This window comes from Micromonospora echinofusca (genome assembly GCF_017614955.1).
GTDB lineage: Bacteria > Actinomycetota > Actinomycetes > Mycobacteriales > Micromonosporaceae > Micromonospora > Micromonospora echinofusca_A.
Window position 1 is genome coordinate 1 of record NZ_WVUH01000148.1, and the last position, 16,667, is coordinate 16,667.

Consider the following 16,667-nt stretch of genomic DNA (forward strand, 5'->3'; position numbering starts at 1 on the left):
CGCCTACCTCGCCTATACCTCGGGATCCACCGGCCGGCCCAAGGGCGTGTGCGTACCGCACCGGGCCGTGGTCCGTCTGGTGGTCGACAACGGATTCCTGCCGGTCCACCCCGACGACGTGTTCGTGCAGTACGCGCCGCTGGCCTTCGACGCGTCCACGCTGGAGGTGTGGGGGCCGCTGCTCAACGGCGCGTGCCTGGTCGTCCCGCCGCCGGAGGACCTTTCGCCGGAGGAGCTCTGCGCCTATGCCGGCAAACAGGGCGCCACGGTGCTCTGGCTCACCGCCGGCCTGTTCCACCGGGCGGTCGAGAACGGCCTGGACCACCTGCGGGGCCTGCGGTACCTGCTGGCCGGCGGGGACGTGCTCTCCGTACCGCACGTGAACCGGGCCGTGGCGGCGCTCCCGGACACCGTCCTGGTCAACGGGTACGGGCCGACGGAGAACACCACCTTCAGCACCTGCCACCGGGTCACCGGCGAGGTCACCGGTGACACCGTCCCGATCGGCCGGGCGATCCGGGGCAGTACGGCGTACGTGCTCGACGACCGGCTCCGGCCGGTACCCGACGGGGAGGTCGGTGAGCTGTACGTCGGCGGGACCGGGCTCGCCCACGGGTACCTCGGCGACCCGGCCCTCACCGCCAGCCGCTTCGTGGCCGACCCGTTCGCCGCCACCCCCGGCTCCCGGATGTACCGCACCGGTGATCTCGTCCGGCGCGCCGGCGAGCAGGTGGAGTTCGTCGGGCGTCGGGACCGGCAGGTCAAGATCCGGGGGTTCCGGGTCGAGCCGGCCGAGGTGGAGGCGGTCGCCGCAGGGGTGCCGGGAGTGACGGGCGCGGCGGTCGTGGTGCAGGGCGACCCGTCCGGGGGGCGGCGCCTCGCGGCCTTCGTCACCGGCACCGCGTCCGTGCTGGACCTGCGCAGGCGGCTGACCGAGGCGCTGCCGTCGTACGCCGTCCCGGCCCGGGTCACCCGGCTGGACGCGTTGCCGCTGACCGCGAACGGCAAGGTCGACCGGGCGGCCCTGGCCGACCGGGAGACCCACGGTCGACCCGAGGTGAGCGCCGGGCACCGGCCACCGGGTACGGAGCTGGAGCGGGCCGTGGTCCAGCTCTGGGAGGACCTGATGGGCCTCGACGGTCTCGGCGCCGACGACGACTTCTTCGAACTCGGCGGCCATTCGCTGCTCGGGGTGCAGATCCTCACGGAGCTCCGGCACGGGCACGGCGTCGAGGTGTCCCCGCTGTCGTTCTACCTCGACCCGACGCCGGCCGGGCTGGCCCGTACCGTGCGGGCGGCGGGGCGGATGCAGGAGACCCGGTGAGGATCCCCAGCGACGCCGGGGCCCTCACGGTGCCGGTGGCGGAGGTCGACCTCTTCGCGCCCGACCTCTACGCGAACGGCGACCCGCACCCGGTGTGGGCGGAGATGCGGGCCCGGCATCCGCTGCACCGGCAGGTGCTGCCCGACGGGCGCAGCTTCCTGTCGGTCACCCGGTACCGGGACGCCTGCCGGGTGCTGGGCGACCACCGCGAGTTCACCTCGGAGCGGGGCAGCCTGTTGCAGCAGCTGGGTCACGGGGATGCGGCGGCCGGACTGATGCTGGTGTCGACCGATCCGCCCCGGCACACCGAGCTGCGTACCCCGCTCAACCGGGTGCTGAGCGCCCGGGCGGTACGCGACCTGGAACCGCAGGTCGTCCGGGCGGTCCACCGGGTCCTGCACCCCGTGCTCGACCGTACCGAGTGGGACCTCGCCGAGCAGGTCGCCCAGCTGCCGATGGCCGTCGCCGGGATGCTCATGGGTATCCCCGAACAGGACTGGGACCAGCTGACCCGGTGGACCGCGATGGCCGCCGCCCCGGAGGATCCCGGGCTGAGCGTGCGGCACCCGGCGGCGACACTGGCCATCGCCCACCACGGCCTGTTCGACTACTTCGCCGGGCAGCTCCGCGACGACCGGTGCCCCCGGCGTGACGACCTGATCGGGTACCTGACCAGCATGCTCGCCGGCGGCCGACGGTTGTCCACCGAAGAGGTGATCTACAACTGCTACAGCCTGCTGCTCGGCGCGAACGCCACCACCCCGCACGCCGCCGCCGGTACCGTCCTCGCCCTGATCGAGCATCCGGCGCAGTACGCCGCCGCGCCGGGGGCACTGCCCGGTCTGGTGGAGGAGGGCCTGCGGTGGACCTCGCCGGCCAACAGCTTCCTGCGCCATGCCCGCCACGACGTGGAGCTCAGCGGCGGCCTGGTCCGCCGGGGTGAGGCGGTCGCGGTCTGGGTCGGGTCGGCCAACCGGGACGCCGAGGTCTTCCCGGATCCCTACCGGTTCGACGTCGCCCGCCCGGACAACCGGCACATCGCCTTCGGCTTCGGCCCGCACTACTGCCTGGGGGCGCCGTTGGCGCGGATGACCCTGGCGGTCTTCTTCGCCGAGTTGTTCCGGGCGTTCGACCGGATCGAACCCGACGGTCCGGTCACGCACCTGGCCTCGAACTTCATCGCGGGCATCACACACCTGCCCGTGCGGGCCCGGCCCCGCACGGTATCTGCGAGGGAGCGGGACGGATGAGCGACACGACGCAGGCCATGGTGGAGATCTGGCAGGCACACCTCGGTGACCAGCCGGTCGGTCCCGACGACGACTTCTACGCCCTCGGCGGCGACTCGCTCATCGCCCTGCGGGTCGTCGCGGACGCCAACGCGCGGGGCATCCCGATCGAGCTGCGCGACCTGCTGTACTTCCCGACGGTCAGCGAGCTGGTGGCGGCGCTGGCCGACCGGGACGGGTGGCCCGGCCCGGACGGGCCGGACGGGCGGTCCGGCCCCGGCGACCGGGACGACGGCGGGCAGGACGACCAGCCGTTCGGCCTCCTCGACCCGTACGACCGGGCCCTGATGCCGGCCGGGGTGTGCGACGCCTGGCCCGCCTCGGCACTCCAGGTGGGACTCATCTACCTGACCGAGGCGTCCGGCGACCCCCGGCTCTACCAGGACCTGGTCGGTGTCGAGGTGGCCGGGCCGTTCGACGGGGCACTGTTCACCGCCGCGCTCGCCGCGCTCTGCGACCGCCACCCGGCCCTGCGCTCCTCGTTCGACCTGGGCAGCTACAGCGTCCCCGCGCAGCTGCTGTGGTCCACCGTGGAGCCGCCACTGACCGTCGAACACGCCGCCACGGCCGAACCGGCCACCCGCTGGCGGGCGACCCAACTGTCGCAGGCCATCGACTGGGGCCACCCGCCGGTGCTGCGCTGCCACGTCGCGGCGCTGCCGGACAGCTTCCACCTCACCGTGGCGGTCCACCACGCGGTCCTCGACGGCTGGAGCTACGCGCGGCTCTGCTACGAACTGCTCGCGCTGTACGACGCGGCGCTCACCGGCCGGCCGGCGGACCTGCCGCTGCCGCCCGTCACCGGGCAACGGGACTTCCTCCGGCTGGAACGGGCGGCGCTCGACAGTCCGGAGGCGGCGGATTACTGGCAGGCGGAGGCAGACGTCCCCGGGCTGCTGCTCGACCGGGGGCGGTTCGGTGGCGCGGCCGATCCCCGGGAACTGCTCACCTTCGAGATCGGGGACACCCTGCTGGCGGGCCTGCGGACAGCCGCCGCAGCCATCGGGGTGCCGCTGAAGAGCCTGGTACTCGGCTGTCACGTCCGGGCCCTGAGTACCTGGACCGGCCGGGACCGGGACGTGGTCACCGGGCTGACGGTCAACGGCCGGCCGGAGACCGCCGGGGCCGACCTGCTGATCGGGTTGTTCCTCAACACCGTGCCCGTCCGGATCCCGGTCGTCCCCGACGACCTGGCGGAGCTGTGCCGCCGTACCCTCGCCGCCGAACAGCGGGGGATGCGGCACCGCCGGTACCCGCTGGCCCGCATCGAACAACGGCTGGGCCGGCCGCCCTTCGACGTGGCGTTCAACTTCACCCACTTCCACGTGTACGACGGGCTGGCCCGGCTGTCCGCGATCCGGCCCGGCGCGTGGTGGGCGTTCGACAAGGCCAGCTTCCCGTTCATGGTCGACTTCATGATCGACTCGCGGGACTTCGGTACCGCCGTCGCGGTGGCCTACGACCCCGACCTGTTCGACAAGGCACAGGCGACGGCCTACCTGGAGCGGTACCGCGATGCGCTGCACGCGGTGGCGGGGATGACCACCTGATGGGCGGCCCGCTGGTGGTCGTGTACGACCGGGGCGCCGCGTCGGGCGCCGAGATCGCGGTCGGACTGCGTGAACTCGGCCCGGTGGTGTTCCTGGTCAACCCCAGCGCGCACACCCGGCGCACCGGGGAGGTGCTGCGTCGGCTCGGCGACGTCGTACCGCTGACCGGGGACCGTGCGGCGGACCTGGCGGCGGTGCGCCGGCTCGCCCCGGCGGCGGTGCTGACCTTCTCCGAGCCGATGCTGCCGGTCACGGCCCGGCTCGCCGACGCGCTCGACCTGCCCTTCCACTCGGTCGCCACGACCGGACTGCTGACCGACAAGGTGCGGCAGCGGGAGCGGCTCCGGCGACACGGGGTCGACGACGTACGCAGCCGGCCGCTCTCCTCGATCGAGGACTGGCCCGCCGTCCGGGACCACGTCGGCCTGCCCGCCGTGGTCAAGCCGGTCCACGGCCAGGGCAGCCGGAACACGTACGTGGTCACCGACGACGCGACGGCGTACCGGGTCCTCGCCCCGCTCCTGCCGGCCGGGCGGGTGTCCACCGTCCTGGTGGAGGAACTGCTGGTGGGCCGACCGGGCGGACCGTTCGGCGACTACGTCTCGGTGGAGAGCCACCACGGGCCGCAGGGACTCCGGCACCTCGCCGTCACCGGGAAGTTCCCGCTGGTGCCGCCGTTCCGGGAGACCGGACAGTTCTGGCCGGCGGCGGTGACCGACGCCGAGCGGCAGGAGATCCTCGACCTCGCCACCCGGGCCCTCACCGCGCTCGACCTGGGTCCCGGCCTGACCCACACCGAGATCAAGCTGACCGGTCGCGGGCCCCGGATCATCGAGGTGAACGGTCGCCTGGGCGGCCACATCAACGAGTTGGCCCGGCACGCCGCCGGCGTCGACGTGGTCCGCCTCGCCGGGCAGTTGGCACTCGGCCAGCCGGTGACCGTACCCCCGGTCGACCAGCCGGGGAAGGTCCACTTCCAGCACAACACCCTGGCCCCGGTCGAGCCCTGCGAACTGCTCTCGGTCAGCGGGGCGGCCGAGGTGCGCCGGATCGACGGCATCGACGGGTTCCGGGCGTACGCGCGACCGGGCGACCGCTTCGAGGCCGACGTGATGACCCGGCACCTCGACCTGCTCTGGGGGCACTGCGACCGGCACACCGACCTGCCCGCGCTGCTCGACGAGGCACAGCACCGGATCTGCTACGAGTTCCGGCTCGGCGACGGGGTACGGCGACTGAGCGCAGCCGAACTGCACCGGGGGTGGCGATGACGACCGTGTCCGGGACCACCCACCGACCACGGTCGGCGTGGCAGCTCGACGGCGGGCGGAGCCGCGTCCCGTCGCGGATCCGGGTGCTGGTGGCGGACCACGATCCGGTCTGGCGTCGGCTGCTGCACGACGTGCTGACCGGCAACAGCCAACTCGACGTGGTGGCCGGGGTGGACAGCCACCGACCGCTCGCGGACTGGCCGCTGCACCGGGTCGACGTGGCGGTCCTCGGGGCCAGTCACGGTGAGCTGATGACCGGCGCGGTCCGGCAGCTCACCGCCCGGCGGATCCGGGTCGTCCTGCTCTGCCTGGACTGGTCCCGGCGTAGCCTCGACGCCGCGATGGCAGCCGGGGCGGCGGGCTGCCTGGTGAAGGAGCCCGACCTGAGCGGGGTGGCCGGCAGCGTCCAGGCGGTGGCCGGCAGCAACCGGGTACTCTCCACGGCCCTGCTGAACTTCTACGTCAACCCGGCTGCGGTGGACCGGCGGACCCAGGACGCCGTGCGGAGACTGACCACCCGGGAGCGTGAGGTGCTCCGCCTGCTCGGCGAGGGTCGGACCACCGCCGAGGCGGCGGAACTCTGCGGGGTGTCGAGCGCCACCGTCAAGAGCCACGTCTCGCACGCCCTCGCCAAGCTCGACGCCCGCAACCGGCTGGAGGCCGTGCTCATGGTGCGGGACGTGCTGGGGTCCCCGGCGGCGGCGTACGGCGTCCCGGACGCCGCCGCGAGCTGATGGGGAACAGCTCCTCGATGCTCCAGCGGGAGCCGGCCATTCTCACGAGGGTGTGCAGCGGCCCGGGGCGCCGGTGTCCGCAGTGACCCGGTGGGAGTCAGTGGGAGTCAGTGGGAGACTGTCGAGCTGCTGGCGCATCTGGAGCGCTCCGGACATGCCAGCAGCTCGACAGCGTGTGGTTCGTCAGCCGGGCAGCCGTCAGCCGGGCAGCCGTCAGCCGGGCAGCCGTCAGCCGTCAGCCGTCAGCCGGGCAGCCGGCAGCGGGAGTGGGGCCGGTGCCGGCCCACCCGGGCAGGGTCTAGTCGTAGCCGGCGGTGAGTTCGATGCCGTACGCGCGGACCAGGTCCGGCAGCAGGTACAGTCCCGGCCCGCGCTGGGCGACGAGGTGGATGTCGGCCAGTTCGCCGAGGTGCCGACGGGTCCGCCGGGAGCTCGTGCTGAGCAGGTTCGTCACCGTGTGCACGGTGAACTCCGACTCGACGGTCGGGGCGAGCTGCCGGAAGAGCCGCGCCGCACCGTCGCTCAACGTGCGGTACGACGCCGAGAAGGTACTCCGGACGTCGACCGTCGCATCCACCGTGGACAGCGCGTCCAGCCGGGTCTCGGGTGCCCGTAGTTCGGCCGCCAGCTGCGCCAGCGGCAGCCCCGGGAAGTTGGCCGCCTGCGCGGCGGTCACCGCCAGGGTCAGCGGGTTGCCGTCGCAGTAGTCGACGAGTTCGGTCGTCGCGGCCGGCTCGGCGGCGGTCCGCTCGCCGCCCAGTCGCCGATCGAGCAGTTCCCGTGCCTCGGCATCGGACAACGGGCCGAGGGAGAGCGGCAGGGCGGTCCCGGTCGCCACCAGGCTGGTCAGCCGGCTCCGGCTGGTCACGATGACCGGACAGCCGGCCGCCGCGGGCAGCAACGGCCGCACCTGGTGGGCGTCCGCCGCGTTGTCGAACACGATCAGCATCCGACGGTCGACGAGCAGGCTGCGGTACAGCGCCAACTGGCCGTCCACGCTGACCGGGAGCCGTTCCGGGGCCACGCCCAGGGCCAGCAGCACGGTCCGGGTGACCTCCGGGACGGACAGCGGCGGCCGGACCGCGTCGAAGCCGCGCAGGTCGACGTAGAGCTGCCCGTCCGGCAACCGACCCGCCAGCTGGTGCGCCAGCTGGATGGCGAAGGTGCTCTTGCCGATGCCCGCCGGGCCGCTGAGCACGAGCGTCTCGGGGTGGCCGCCCGCGCCGCCCAGCAACCGGGTCGCGGTGTCCAGCTCCACGGTACGACCGACGAAGATCGGCGGCGCCGGTGGCAGCAGACGCGGCACCGGCGGACGGGTACCGACCGGGACCGTGCGGCGCAGGATCCGACGCTGGAGGTCGTGCAGGTCGGGTGCGTCGAGACCACGGCACGCCAGCAGGGTCAGCCCCTCCCGGCACACCTCGGCCGCCTCGTCCACCCGCTGGTCGGCGTAGAGCGCCAGGGCCAGCAGGCGCCGCACCTTCTCGTTGTACGGGTCGACGGCGATCATGCCGGCGAGTTCGCCGGTGGCCTCCAGGTAGCTGCCGACCTCGACGAGCGCCTCGGCGCGCAGTTGCAGGGCGGAGCGGCGTAGCGCGTCCAGGCGGTTGATCTCGGCCATCGCGCCCCACCAGTGGGCGATGTCCGCGAACGCGGTACCCCGCCACAGCGCCAGTCCGTCCCGGAGCAGGTCCGCCGCCTGTCGTGCCTCCGCGGTCCCGCCGGTCCGCAGCAGCCGGCTCCCCTCGATCACCGCGTTCTCGAAGACCCGGGCGTCGACGCTGTCCGGCGCCAGCTCCAGCAGGTAGCCCCGGCTGGCCGGGGTGCCGACCGTCCGGACGGTCGCCACCGGCGCGCCCGGCCCGTGCGGGATGTCGAGCTTCCGGCGCAGGTGCGAGACGTGGCTGCGGAGCGTGGTCTCGGCGGCTGCCGAGGCGGACGTACCCCACAGCAGGTCGACGAGCTGACCGGCGTCGACCGGTCGGCCGGCGTGCAGCACCAGCGCCGAGAGCAGACCGGCGACCTTCGGTCCGAGCGGCACGGTGCGGTCGAGGTGCGTGACGCGCACCGGGCCCAGGACACAGATCCGGGTCGCGGCGGGGCCGGACGGATTGTCGGGCATGGCTCTTCCCTCGATGAGGTCCGTGTTCACGGAGACATCCGGATCCCACGACGGGTCACCTGCGTAGCCCCGGCGGACGGCCGGGGGCAGCGGGACGAACAGACCATTTCCGCCCTCACAATCGGTTGCTGGTGCCCCGGCGGGTCGCGCCCGGACGGCCGGACGGTGGTCAGCCGGTGGCCCCGGCCACCGGGGTCGGCAGTTCGACGCGGCTTACCGTGTGCACGGTCCGGGTGGTGTACCGGTCGATGTCGACCTCCGGCCCCGCGCCGAAGACCCGGGCGGTCAGCCGTGGCGTGGCGACCCCGTGGTAGGAGTTCTCGTCGGCGTGCCCCAGCATGACCACAGGGGTGGTCAACGCGTCGACCGACAGCAGCAGGTCGGCGCAGTCGCCGGCCGGGGCCCGGCCGACGGGTTTGGCGGGTACGGGTTCGAAGCCGAGGCGGGTCTTGAACAGGAACAGTCCGGGCTTGGCGACGTGCCCGTACAGGTTGGGGTCGTTGCCCATGGTCACCTCGGGGAAGCCGCGCCGGCGGGTCTCGTCGAAGGCGTGCAGGTAGATCACCCGGGCCAGGCTGTGTTCCCGCCAGCGGGCCTCGACGGCGGAGAAGAGCAGCCACACCGAGTCGTCCTCGGGGAACTCCCGGCACAGGCAGCCACCGACCAGCTCACCGTCGTCGTAGGCGAAGACACCGAAGGTCCTCGGGTTGTCGATCATGCCGTCGCGCATCGAACCGGCGAACGAGAAACCGAAGCGCATGCCGCTGACCCGGCTCTCGTACAGGCGCAGGAACGGGTCGAGCTGGTCGGCGGTGAGGGTCCGGTGCACCTCGACGCGTACCCCGGCGTCGGCCGCCCGGTCGATGGCCCGGCGGAGGTCCTGGCGGGCCTTGCGGGCCAGCCGGGCGGCGTACTCGTCGACCGAGCGCGGGGTGGGCGCCCGCCAGCTCAACCAGACCGGCTTGCGGACGAACCCGGCCCGTTCCAGGTCGGTCCAGGTCTCGCGGGGCGGATCGGGTACCCGGAGGAGCGCCACCGGGGGCAGGTCACCGGCACGGTGTGCGGCGAGGGCCTCGTGCGCGTCCGCTTCGGCGATGGCGAGCCCGTAGTCGTCTCGAACGTGCATGTCGTTGGCGCCTTCCGCAGTGCTGACCGGCCGCGTGGGGGTACGGACTCCAGGGACTGTCGAGGTTGTCGGGACATCGACGGGTCTGTCAACCGGGGCCGTGCCGGGCGGCGCGGCCGGGGGCAACGGGGAACGGTGGCCCGGTCGCCGGGGTCGGGTTCACGTCCGGACCGGATCGGCGTCGGTGCTGGCGGCCACGGTGGGCGGTGGTTCGTCGAGGCGGCGCCACCGGGCGGGGCGGACCACCAGGGTGAGCGCCACCAGCAGGTACAGCAGCCCGGTCAGGGTGATCGCGGCGGTCAGCCCGAGCGCGGACGCGGCCCACCCGCCGAGGACCCCGCCGATCGGGATGCTGGCCCAGGAGACCGCGGTGGCCAGGCCGAACATCCGGGCCTGCAACGCCGGTGGGGTGCGTTCCAGGATGGTGGCGGCGATGATCGGATTGACGGCGGCCAGGGCGATGCCGGAGACGAAGGTGATGGCCACCACCACCAGCAGGTCGTGACTGAACGCCATGGCCAGGAAGCGCGGGGCGCCGCCGATGAGGAAGCCGAGCGTGAAGGTGACGTAACGGGGCAGGCGGTTGGCGGCGATGGCGAAACCGATGTTGCCGACGACCGCGCCGAGGGCGAGCGCGCCGCTGATCGCACCGAGTGCGGCCGGGTCGTCGACCACCCGGTCGACCCAGACCGGGATGTAGACGGCGACGCTGGCCTGGTTGAACAGGTTGATGACGAACATCATCGTGAAGATGCCGACCGCGACCTGGTCGGAGCGCAGGTGGCGCAGCCCGATGCCCAGCGCCTTGAGGTAGGGCTCCCGCGCCGTCGCGGCGGTGTGGGCGGGTCGGCCGATGGACGCCGGGATCAGTGCCGTCACGACGGCGGCGGAGACGGCGAAGGTCGCCGCGTCGATCAGGATGGCCTGGGTGATGCCGAACCAGGCGATGATCACGCCGGCGGCCGGTGCGCCGACGAGGATGCTCAGCCGGTGCAGGCCGTCGTCGATGGCGCTGACCCGCGCCATGGAGACGCCCGACGCGGCGATGGTCGGGTGCGCCATCGCCCGTTTGGCGTTGTCGCCGAGTCCACGGAGGACGCCGATGAGGGCGACCTGGCCGAGCAGTGCGGTGAACCCCAGGTGGTAGGTGGCGGCCAGCAGCAGCATGCCGGCGGCGCTGGCCAGGTCGGCCGTGATGGAGACCCGGCGGGCGCCCAGCCGGTCCACCAGGGGTGGTCCCAGGGCGCTGATCAGCACGTAGGGCAGCATCTCGGCGGCGGCGACCAGGCCCATCCTGGTGGGGCTGCCGGTGCTGACCAGCACCAGCCAGGGCAGCGTCACCGTCGACACCCGGGTGCCGGTGTCGGAGATCGTGCCGGCGGTGAGCAGCCCGACCAGGGCGACCCGGGACCGGGTGGGCACCGTCACCGGTGTGGACCGGCGGCCGCGCCGGTACGGGCGAGGTAGCGGTCCCGGAGCTTCCGCTTGTCGACCTTCCCGTAGCCGATCGTGGGCAGGGCGTCGACGAACTCCACCTCGCGGGGGGTCCAGATCGCGTTGAGCCGCTCGGTGACCAGGTCGCGGAGCTGTCCGGGGGTCACCGTGGCGCCCGGTCCGGGCACGACGAAGGCGTACACCGCCTCACCATAGGCGTCGTCGGGCACGGCGACGACGGCCGCGTCGTGGACGTCGGGGTGCGCGGTCAGGACGTCCTCGATCGGTCCGGGGTAGACGTTGGTCGCACCGGGCCCGGTGATGATCCGGTCCTGCTCCCGTCCGACCAGGTAGAGGTAGCCGTCCTCGTCGAGGTGTCCGGTGTCCCCGGTGCGCAGCCAGCCGTCGACCAGCGTCCCGGCGGTCAGTTCGGGCTGGCCCCAGTATCCGGCCATGACCAGCGATCCGGAGATCCACACCTGGCCGTGCTCGCCGGCCGGCAGGTCCCGTCCGGTGTCGTCCCGGATGGCGATGCGCATGTCGCCGTACGCGCGTCCGCAGGAGCGCAGCAGGTGGGGCCGGTCCGGGGTGTGCTCGTCGGCGTTGAGTTCGGTGATCAGCGGTGCCTCGCTCATGCCGTAGGCGACCCGCACGATGGGGCCGAAGCGCCGCAGCGACTCGGCCAGCCGGGCCGGGGCGACGGTCGAGCCACCCACGCTGATCATCTGGAGGGTGCTCAGGTCGGTCCGGTCCAGCAGGGGGGAGTCCAGCATCTCGTACAGCCGGGGGGTGGCGCCGTTGGTGCTCGTGATGCGTTCCCGCTCGACGAGGGCGTAGAACCGGGCGACGTCGAAGGAGTCGCACATCACCTGCGTCCCACCGGCGAACAGCATGCCCATGACGCCCAGTTGTGAGCTGACGTGCCAGAAGACGCCGTAGTAGAGGTGCCGGGTCGGGCGCCCCGCACCGACCCAGCGGGTGGCGAGGTCGAGGATCGTGTGGAACAGCAGGTTGCGGTGGTGGACCAGCTTGGGGCGCCCGGTCGTGCCGCTGGTCTGGAATACCGACGAGGGTTCGCCCGTGACGTCGGCCGGGTCCAGTGCCCTGCGGGGCGCCTGCCACAGGTCGGTGCCCAGCGGGCCGGGGCCGAGGCTGAACACGGCCGTCAGGCCGGTCCCACCGGCCAGTCCGGCGCCGGCCTCGGCGTGGGTCCGGGGGTCGTACACCAGGGCGTCGGGCCGGGCCTGGCGGAGGAAGTCCAACTGGTGTTCCAGCGGCGCGTGGGCCACCCAGACGGACCGGCAGCCCAGCAGGTGCAGCGCGAAGTGCAGCATGACCACGTCCGGGTGGTTGTTGGCGACCACCGCCACCGCCTGGCCGGCCCGGAACCCCTGCCCGCGCAGGGCCTCGGCCAACTGCCGGATGCCGTCGCCCAGTTCCGTGTAGGTCAGTCGCCGGTCGGCGTACACGATGGCCTCCGCCGGACCGTACCGGTCGAACAGCGCCAACGCCTGCGGGACGTAGTTGGTGGGTACCGCGGTGGGGGTGTGCACGGGGCGATCTCCTCGGGCCGGACGCTCGGTCTGGGGGTCAGGACGATTCGGAGCCGAGCCGGATGGCCTGGGCGACCTGCTCCCGGCGCAGCCGGTCGACCTCGTCGGCGACGGTCTCGTCCTCGGCCATCAGCCGGTCGAGGTTGGCGTCCTGGTAGCTGAGGACGCCCATGTCGGCGAAGGCCCGCTGGAGCTTCGGACCGAACAGGCCGATGTCCTTGAGCGTGGGCACGATCCGGGAGAACAGCTTGGACCGGAAGTACTGGTAGTGCTCGGAGTCCCGCATGAAGGCCATGCACTCGGCGGCGTCGAGGTCGAGCGCGGTCCAGACCTCCTCGCCGACGAAGCGTTGCTGGAGCATGTGGCACGCCTCGATGCAGAACTCCTCACGCTCGTTGCGCTCGGCCTGGGTCAGCTCGGGGTAGTAGTCGCGCAGCGCCAGCCGGCCGAAGGCCACGTGACGTGCCTCGTCCTGCATGACGTAGGCGTTCAGGGCCTGGGCGAGCGGTTCCTTGGAGTAGTCGCGGATCTGACCGAAGGCGGCCAACGCGAGCCCTTCGATGAGAACCTGCATGCCGAGGTAGGTCATGTCCCAGCGGGAGTCGGAGATGATGTCGTCGAGCAGGCTCTTGAAGTGCGGGTTGATCGGGTAGGCGAAACCGATCTTCTCGCGGAGGTAGCGGGAGTACACCTCGACGTGCCGGGCCTCGTCCATCACCTGGGTGGCGGCGTAGAACTTGGAGTCGATGTCGGGTACCGTCTGGACGATCTTGGCGGAGCAGATCAGGGCGCCCTGTTCGCCGTGCAGAAACTGGGAGAACTGCCACGAGTTCATGTGTAGCCGTACGTTGGCTTTTTCTCTTCTGTTAAGCGACTGCCAGGTACGTGACCCGTAGATGGCGACCGATTCCTCCGGTATGCCCATCGGGTCGTCATGATCTATCTCGATGCTCCAGTCGAGTCGCTGCGCCCCGTTCCACTGACGGTCCTTGCCCTTCTCGTAGAGAGTGAGAAGTTTGTCCCGGCCCTCGTCGTAGTCCCAGTCGAAAACGGTGGTGTTCCCTGCCTTGATGTGCCAGCCCGTCTGCTCGACAGGCAGGGCGTACAGCCGGGTACTCAATGATGCCTCCGCCTCATAAATAGCTACGGTTGATTATGAATTCTGGGACGTTTGTCGGGCACTGGGGAGTTCCCTAGGGTTGTCCCGATCCTCGGGGTGTCGACCCGTGCGCGGTGCGGCTTTTGCGACGATAAGCAGCTCGCAGTTTTCAATCACAATCCTGCTAATGTCTATTGCGGATCCGGCCGGGCATCAGAAGATGGGAGTCGATCTGATATGACGGGTGCCAGGGGTCAGCGGCGGCAGGACGGACGTTGCAGGCGGGCGTCGGGAGAGTGGTGCCGATGACCCCGTTCGTGGGACGTGACACCGAGTTGGCGGTCCTGCGGGGGGCCCTGGAGGCGACCGGTCGGGCCGGGGTCCGGGTCGTGGCGGTCACCGGCGACCCCGGCATCGGCAAGACCCGGCTGCTCAGCGAGTTCGGCGAGGTGGCGCGGCGCCGGGGGGCCCGCGTCCTGTCCGGCTCGGCCACCCGCGGACACCGGTCCCCACCGCTGGCCCCGCTGCTCGACGCGCTCGTCGACGGTGCCCGCTGCAACACCGGACAGGTCGACCCGGGTGACCCGCCCACGGACAGCACGGCCTCCATCCACCTGGTACGGGACCTCGTCAACCGGGCGGGTGAGGCGGACGGCAACCGGCTCGTCGTCCTGGTCGACGACATGCACTGGGCCGACGAGGCGACCGTCGCCCTGCTGGCCCAGCTGGTGCGGTCCCCCTCGCCGATGCCGCTGCTGGTCGTGCTCGCCTACCGGCCCCGCCAGGCACCGGTGCGGTTGCACACGGCGCTGGTCGCCGCCCCCGGCGACGAGCGGGTCCGGGAGATCGCCCTCGGCCCGCTCACCGAGCAGGACGCCCAGACACTGCTCGGCGGCCAGCGGGGCGGACCGTGGCGGTGGGCCCTGTACCGCCACAGCGACGGCAACCCACTGCACCTGCACGCGCTGGCCGCCGCCGCCACCGGCCTGTACGACACCGCGTCGGTGGTCGTGGGTGAGCTGCCCGTCGCGGTGCGGATGCGGACGGTCGGCGAACTGGAGACCGCGTCACCGCTGGCCCGTACGGTCCTCGACGCGGCGGCGGTGGCGGGTGAGGTCTTCGAACCGGCGCTGGTCGCGCAGATCGGTCAGTGCACCGACACCGAGGTGCACCGGGCCCTGGACGAGCTGGCCGGACTGGACCTGGTCCGCCCGGTCGCCGGCGACCAGCTGATCGGCTTCCGGCACTCGGTGGTGTGGCGGGCCGTCTACGACGCGGCGAGCCCGGGCTGGCAACTGGCGGCGCACGGCCGGGCGGCAGCGGTGCTGTACCGGCGTGGTGCCCCGCCGCAGGCGCTCGCCCCGCACGTCGCCCGCAGCGCCCGACCCGGCGACCTGGCCGCGGTGACGATGCTGCACCGGGCCGCTCTGACGGTGCAGACCCACGCCCCGGTCACCGCCGTGTCCTGGCTGCGGGCGGCGCTGCGACTGCTGCCGCACCAGCCCGACCACGACCGGCGACGGGTCGTCCTGCTGGTCCGCCTGGCCCAGTTGACCGCGGTCACCGGGGACCTGACCGGTAGCCGCAACGCCCTGCACGAGGCGCTCAGGCTGCTGCAACGCCGACCGACCACCCGCCGGGCCCACGCGGTCTCCCTCTGCGTCATGGTGGAGCTGGCGCTGTCCCGACCGGCCGAGGCGGGTGCCCTCGCCCGGGCGGAACTCGCCGCGCTGCCCGCCACGCAGGGCATCGGACGGGCCATGCTCGCCTTCGAACTGGCCTGCCTGGAACTGGCCGCCGGGCACGCCGACGTCGCCCGGGACCTGGCCGCCGTGGCCCACACCGTGGCCCAGCAGCACGCGGTACGCCCGGCGGAGGTCACCACGCTCGCGCTGCTGGCGGTGGCGGACACCGCCGCGCTGGACCTGCCCCCCGCGCGTCGCCGGCTCGACCAGGCGGTCAACCTGCTGGACGCGATGCTCGACGGCGAGTTCGTCCGTAGTCTGCGGGCCGCCGCCTGGGTGATCGAGGCGGAGATCCTGCACGAACGGTTCGACGACGCGCTACGCCACCTCGACCGGGCGGTCGCCGCCGCCCGGCACAGCGGAAACCTGCCCCTGCTGGCCCGTCTCCAGGCCGCCCTGGTGGTCGCGTTGCAGGCCCGGGGGCGGCTGCCGCAGGCCCGACAGTGCGTGCAGCAGGCGGTGGAACTGGCCACCGCGGTGGGCGGCGAGCGGGAGGTGACGGTGGCCCGCACCCTCCGGGCCTGGATCGACAGCCAGGTGGGGGCCACCGGGGACGGCCCGCCGGAGGCCGACACCCTGCCGGCGGTACCGGACGGGCCGTACGCGCTGCTGGTCCGCCGGATCCAGGTGGAGATCGGGCTGGCCGGCGGCGACCCGGCCGGGAACTGCCCGACCAACGGCGACCGGCTGCCGGCGTCCGACCTGTGCTCGCAGGTGAGCTGGTGCGAGGCGATGACCCGGGCGGAGCTGGCCGCCGGCCGGGCCGACCGGGCGGCGCACTGGGCGGACCGGGCCGCCGCCGTGGCCGCCGTGTTCGACCTGCCGGGGCACACCGGTCTGGCGCTGCTGGCCCGGGCCCACGTGCTCGCGGCCGAACACCCGGCGCGGGCGGTGGCCGCCGCGCAGGTGGCGGCCCGGGAACTGGCCTCCGTCGGCATGGTGGTGGACGCCGCCCGGGCCCGCATGGTCAGCGTCGGCCCGTTGGCCGCACTCGGACTGGTCGACGACAGCTACCGGGAGGTCAAGGCGGTCCAGGCCGCGTTCGAGGCGTGCGGTGCGCACCGGTTGGCACGGCAGGCGGTCCTGGAGCGGCGCCGGCTGGCGGCGCGCGCCTCCCGGCGTACCCGACCGGACGAGTCCGCCGACGTGGTGGGCCTGGACCGGCTCACCCGACGGGAGCGGCAGGTCGCCGCCCTGGTCAGTCAGGGGCTGACGAACCGTCGGGTGGCGCAGGAGCTGTTCGTGACCGAGAAGACGGTGGAGATGCACCTGGCGAACATCTTCGCCAAACTCGGGGTGTCCTCCCGGGCGGCGGTCGCCCGGCTCATCGGCGCCACCGGGAACCCGTCCGACGCGCCGGTACCGGCCGGCGAGGTGGCGACGACCTGACCGCACTCCACTCCGGGCGTCCCGCCCGTCC

Annotated in this window: 11 protein-coding genes; 6 read left to right on the top strand and 5 right to left on the bottom strand. The window is 72.8% G+C overall.

All coding sequences use genetic code 11. The features are described 5' to 3' along the window. The 5 genes from GSF22_RS17780 to GSF22_RS17800 all read left to right on the top strand — a co-directional run. The coding region (locus tag GSF22_RS17780) for a non-ribosomal peptide synthetase (RefSeq protein ID WP_208814741.1) at positions 1 to 1,324 on the top strand (1,324 nt) is incomplete at its 5' end. Next, positions 1,321 to 2,574: a cytochrome P450 gene (locus GSF22_RS36140; protein WP_307804081.1), complete on the top strand. Its 1,254-nt coding sequence runs from the start codon at positions 1,321 to 1,323 to the stop codon at positions 2,572 to 2,574. The genes GSF22_RS17780 and GSF22_RS36140, both read left to right, overlap by 4 nt. Next, positions 2,571 to 4,163 carry a condensation domain-containing protein gene (locus GSF22_RS17790; protein ID WP_208814742.1) on the top strand — a complete coding sequence of 531 codons (1,593 nt, stop codon included), beginning with the start codon at positions 2,571 to 2,573 and terminating at the stop codon, positions 4,161 to 4,163. Before GSF22_RS36140 ends, GSF22_RS17790 begins: the two co-directional genes overlap by 4 nt. Continuing rightward, entirely contained in the window at positions 4,163 to 5,434 is a 1,272-nt protein-coding gene (locus GSF22_RS17795; RefSeq protein WP_208814743.1) for an ATP-grasp domain-containing protein, read from the top strand. The genes GSF22_RS17790 and GSF22_RS17795 overlap by 1 nt, the downstream gene beginning before the upstream one ends. Then, a complete protein-coding gene (locus GSF22_RS17800) occupies positions 5,431 to 6,168 on the top strand; it encodes a helix-turn-helix transcriptional regulator (RefSeq protein WP_208814744.1) in 738 nt (245 codons plus the stop codon). The genes GSF22_RS17795 and GSF22_RS17800 overlap by 4 nt, the downstream gene beginning before the upstream one ends. 298 nt (positions 6,169 to 6,466) lie before the next feature. Here the strand turns inward: GSF22_RS17800 and GSF22_RS17805 are convergent, their stop codons facing one another. The 5 genes from GSF22_RS17805 to GSF22_RS17825 form a co-directional block, all read right to left on the bottom strand. Next, a complete protein-coding gene (locus tag GSF22_RS17805) occupies positions 6,467 to 8,290 on the bottom strand; it encodes an AfsR/SARP family transcriptional regulator (RefSeq protein ID WP_208814745.1) in 1,824 nt (607 codons plus the stop codon). Positions 8,291 to 8,459: 169 nt separating this feature from the next. Continuing rightward, a complete protein-coding gene (locus tag GSF22_RS17810) occupies positions 8,460 to 9,416 on the bottom strand; it encodes a GNAT family N-acetyltransferase (RefSeq protein WP_208814746.1) in 957 nt (318 codons plus the stop codon). A gap of 159 nt (positions 9,417 to 9,575) precedes the next feature. After that, entirely contained in the window at positions 9,576 to 10,844 is a 1,269-nt protein-coding gene (locus GSF22_RS17815) for an MFS transporter (protein WP_208814747.1), read from the bottom strand. Continuing rightward, positions 10,841 to 12,403, bottom strand: a complete 1,563-nt coding sequence (locus GSF22_RS17820; RefSeq protein WP_208814748.1) for an AMP-binding protein — start codon at positions 12,401 to 12,403, stop codon at positions 10,841 to 10,843. Before GSF22_RS17820 ends, GSF22_RS17815 begins: the two co-directional genes overlap by 4 nt. Positions 12,404 to 12,440: 37 nt before the next feature. Beyond that, entirely contained in the window at positions 12,441 to 13,523 is a 1,083-nt protein-coding gene (locus GSF22_RS17825; RefSeq protein ID WP_208814749.1) for a ferritin-like domain-containing protein, read from the bottom strand. Between the two features lie 284 nt (positions 13,524 to 13,807). Between GSF22_RS17825 and GSF22_RS35430 the strand changes: the two genes are divergently transcribed. Continuing rightward, entirely contained in the window at positions 13,808 to 16,636 is a 2,829-nt protein-coding gene (locus GSF22_RS35430) for a helix-turn-helix transcriptional regulator (RefSeq protein WP_208814750.1), read from the top strand. Positions 16,637 to 16,667: the final 31 nt, after the last annotated feature.

What these genes read in the sequence shown, in the direction of transcription:
- GSF22_RS17790 (WP_208814742.1), top strand. Translation starts at nt 2,571, where the DNA reads ATGAGCGACACGACGCAGGCCATGGTGGAGATCTGGCAGGCACACCTC.
- GSF22_RS17795 (WP_208814743.1), top strand. Translation starts at nt 4,163, where the DNA reads ATGGGCGGCCCGCTGGTGGTCGTGTACGACCGGGGCGCCGCGTCGGGC.
- GSF22_RS17800 (WP_208814744.1), top strand. Translation starts at nt 5,431, where the DNA reads ATGACGACCGTGTCCGGGACCACCCACCGACCACGGTCGGCGTGGCAG.
- GSF22_RS17805 (WP_208814745.1), bottom strand. Translation starts at nt 8,290, where the DNA reads ATGCCCGACAATCCGTCCGGCCCCGCCGCGACCCGGATCTGTGTCCTG.
- GSF22_RS17810 (WP_208814746.1), bottom strand. Translation starts at nt 9,416, where the DNA reads ATGCACGTTCGAGACGACTACGGGCTCGCCATCGCCGAAGCGGACGCG.
- GSF22_RS35430 (WP_208814750.1), top strand. Translation starts at nt 13,808, where the DNA reads ATGACCCCGTTCGTGGGACGTGACACCGAGTTGGCGGTCCTGCGGGGG.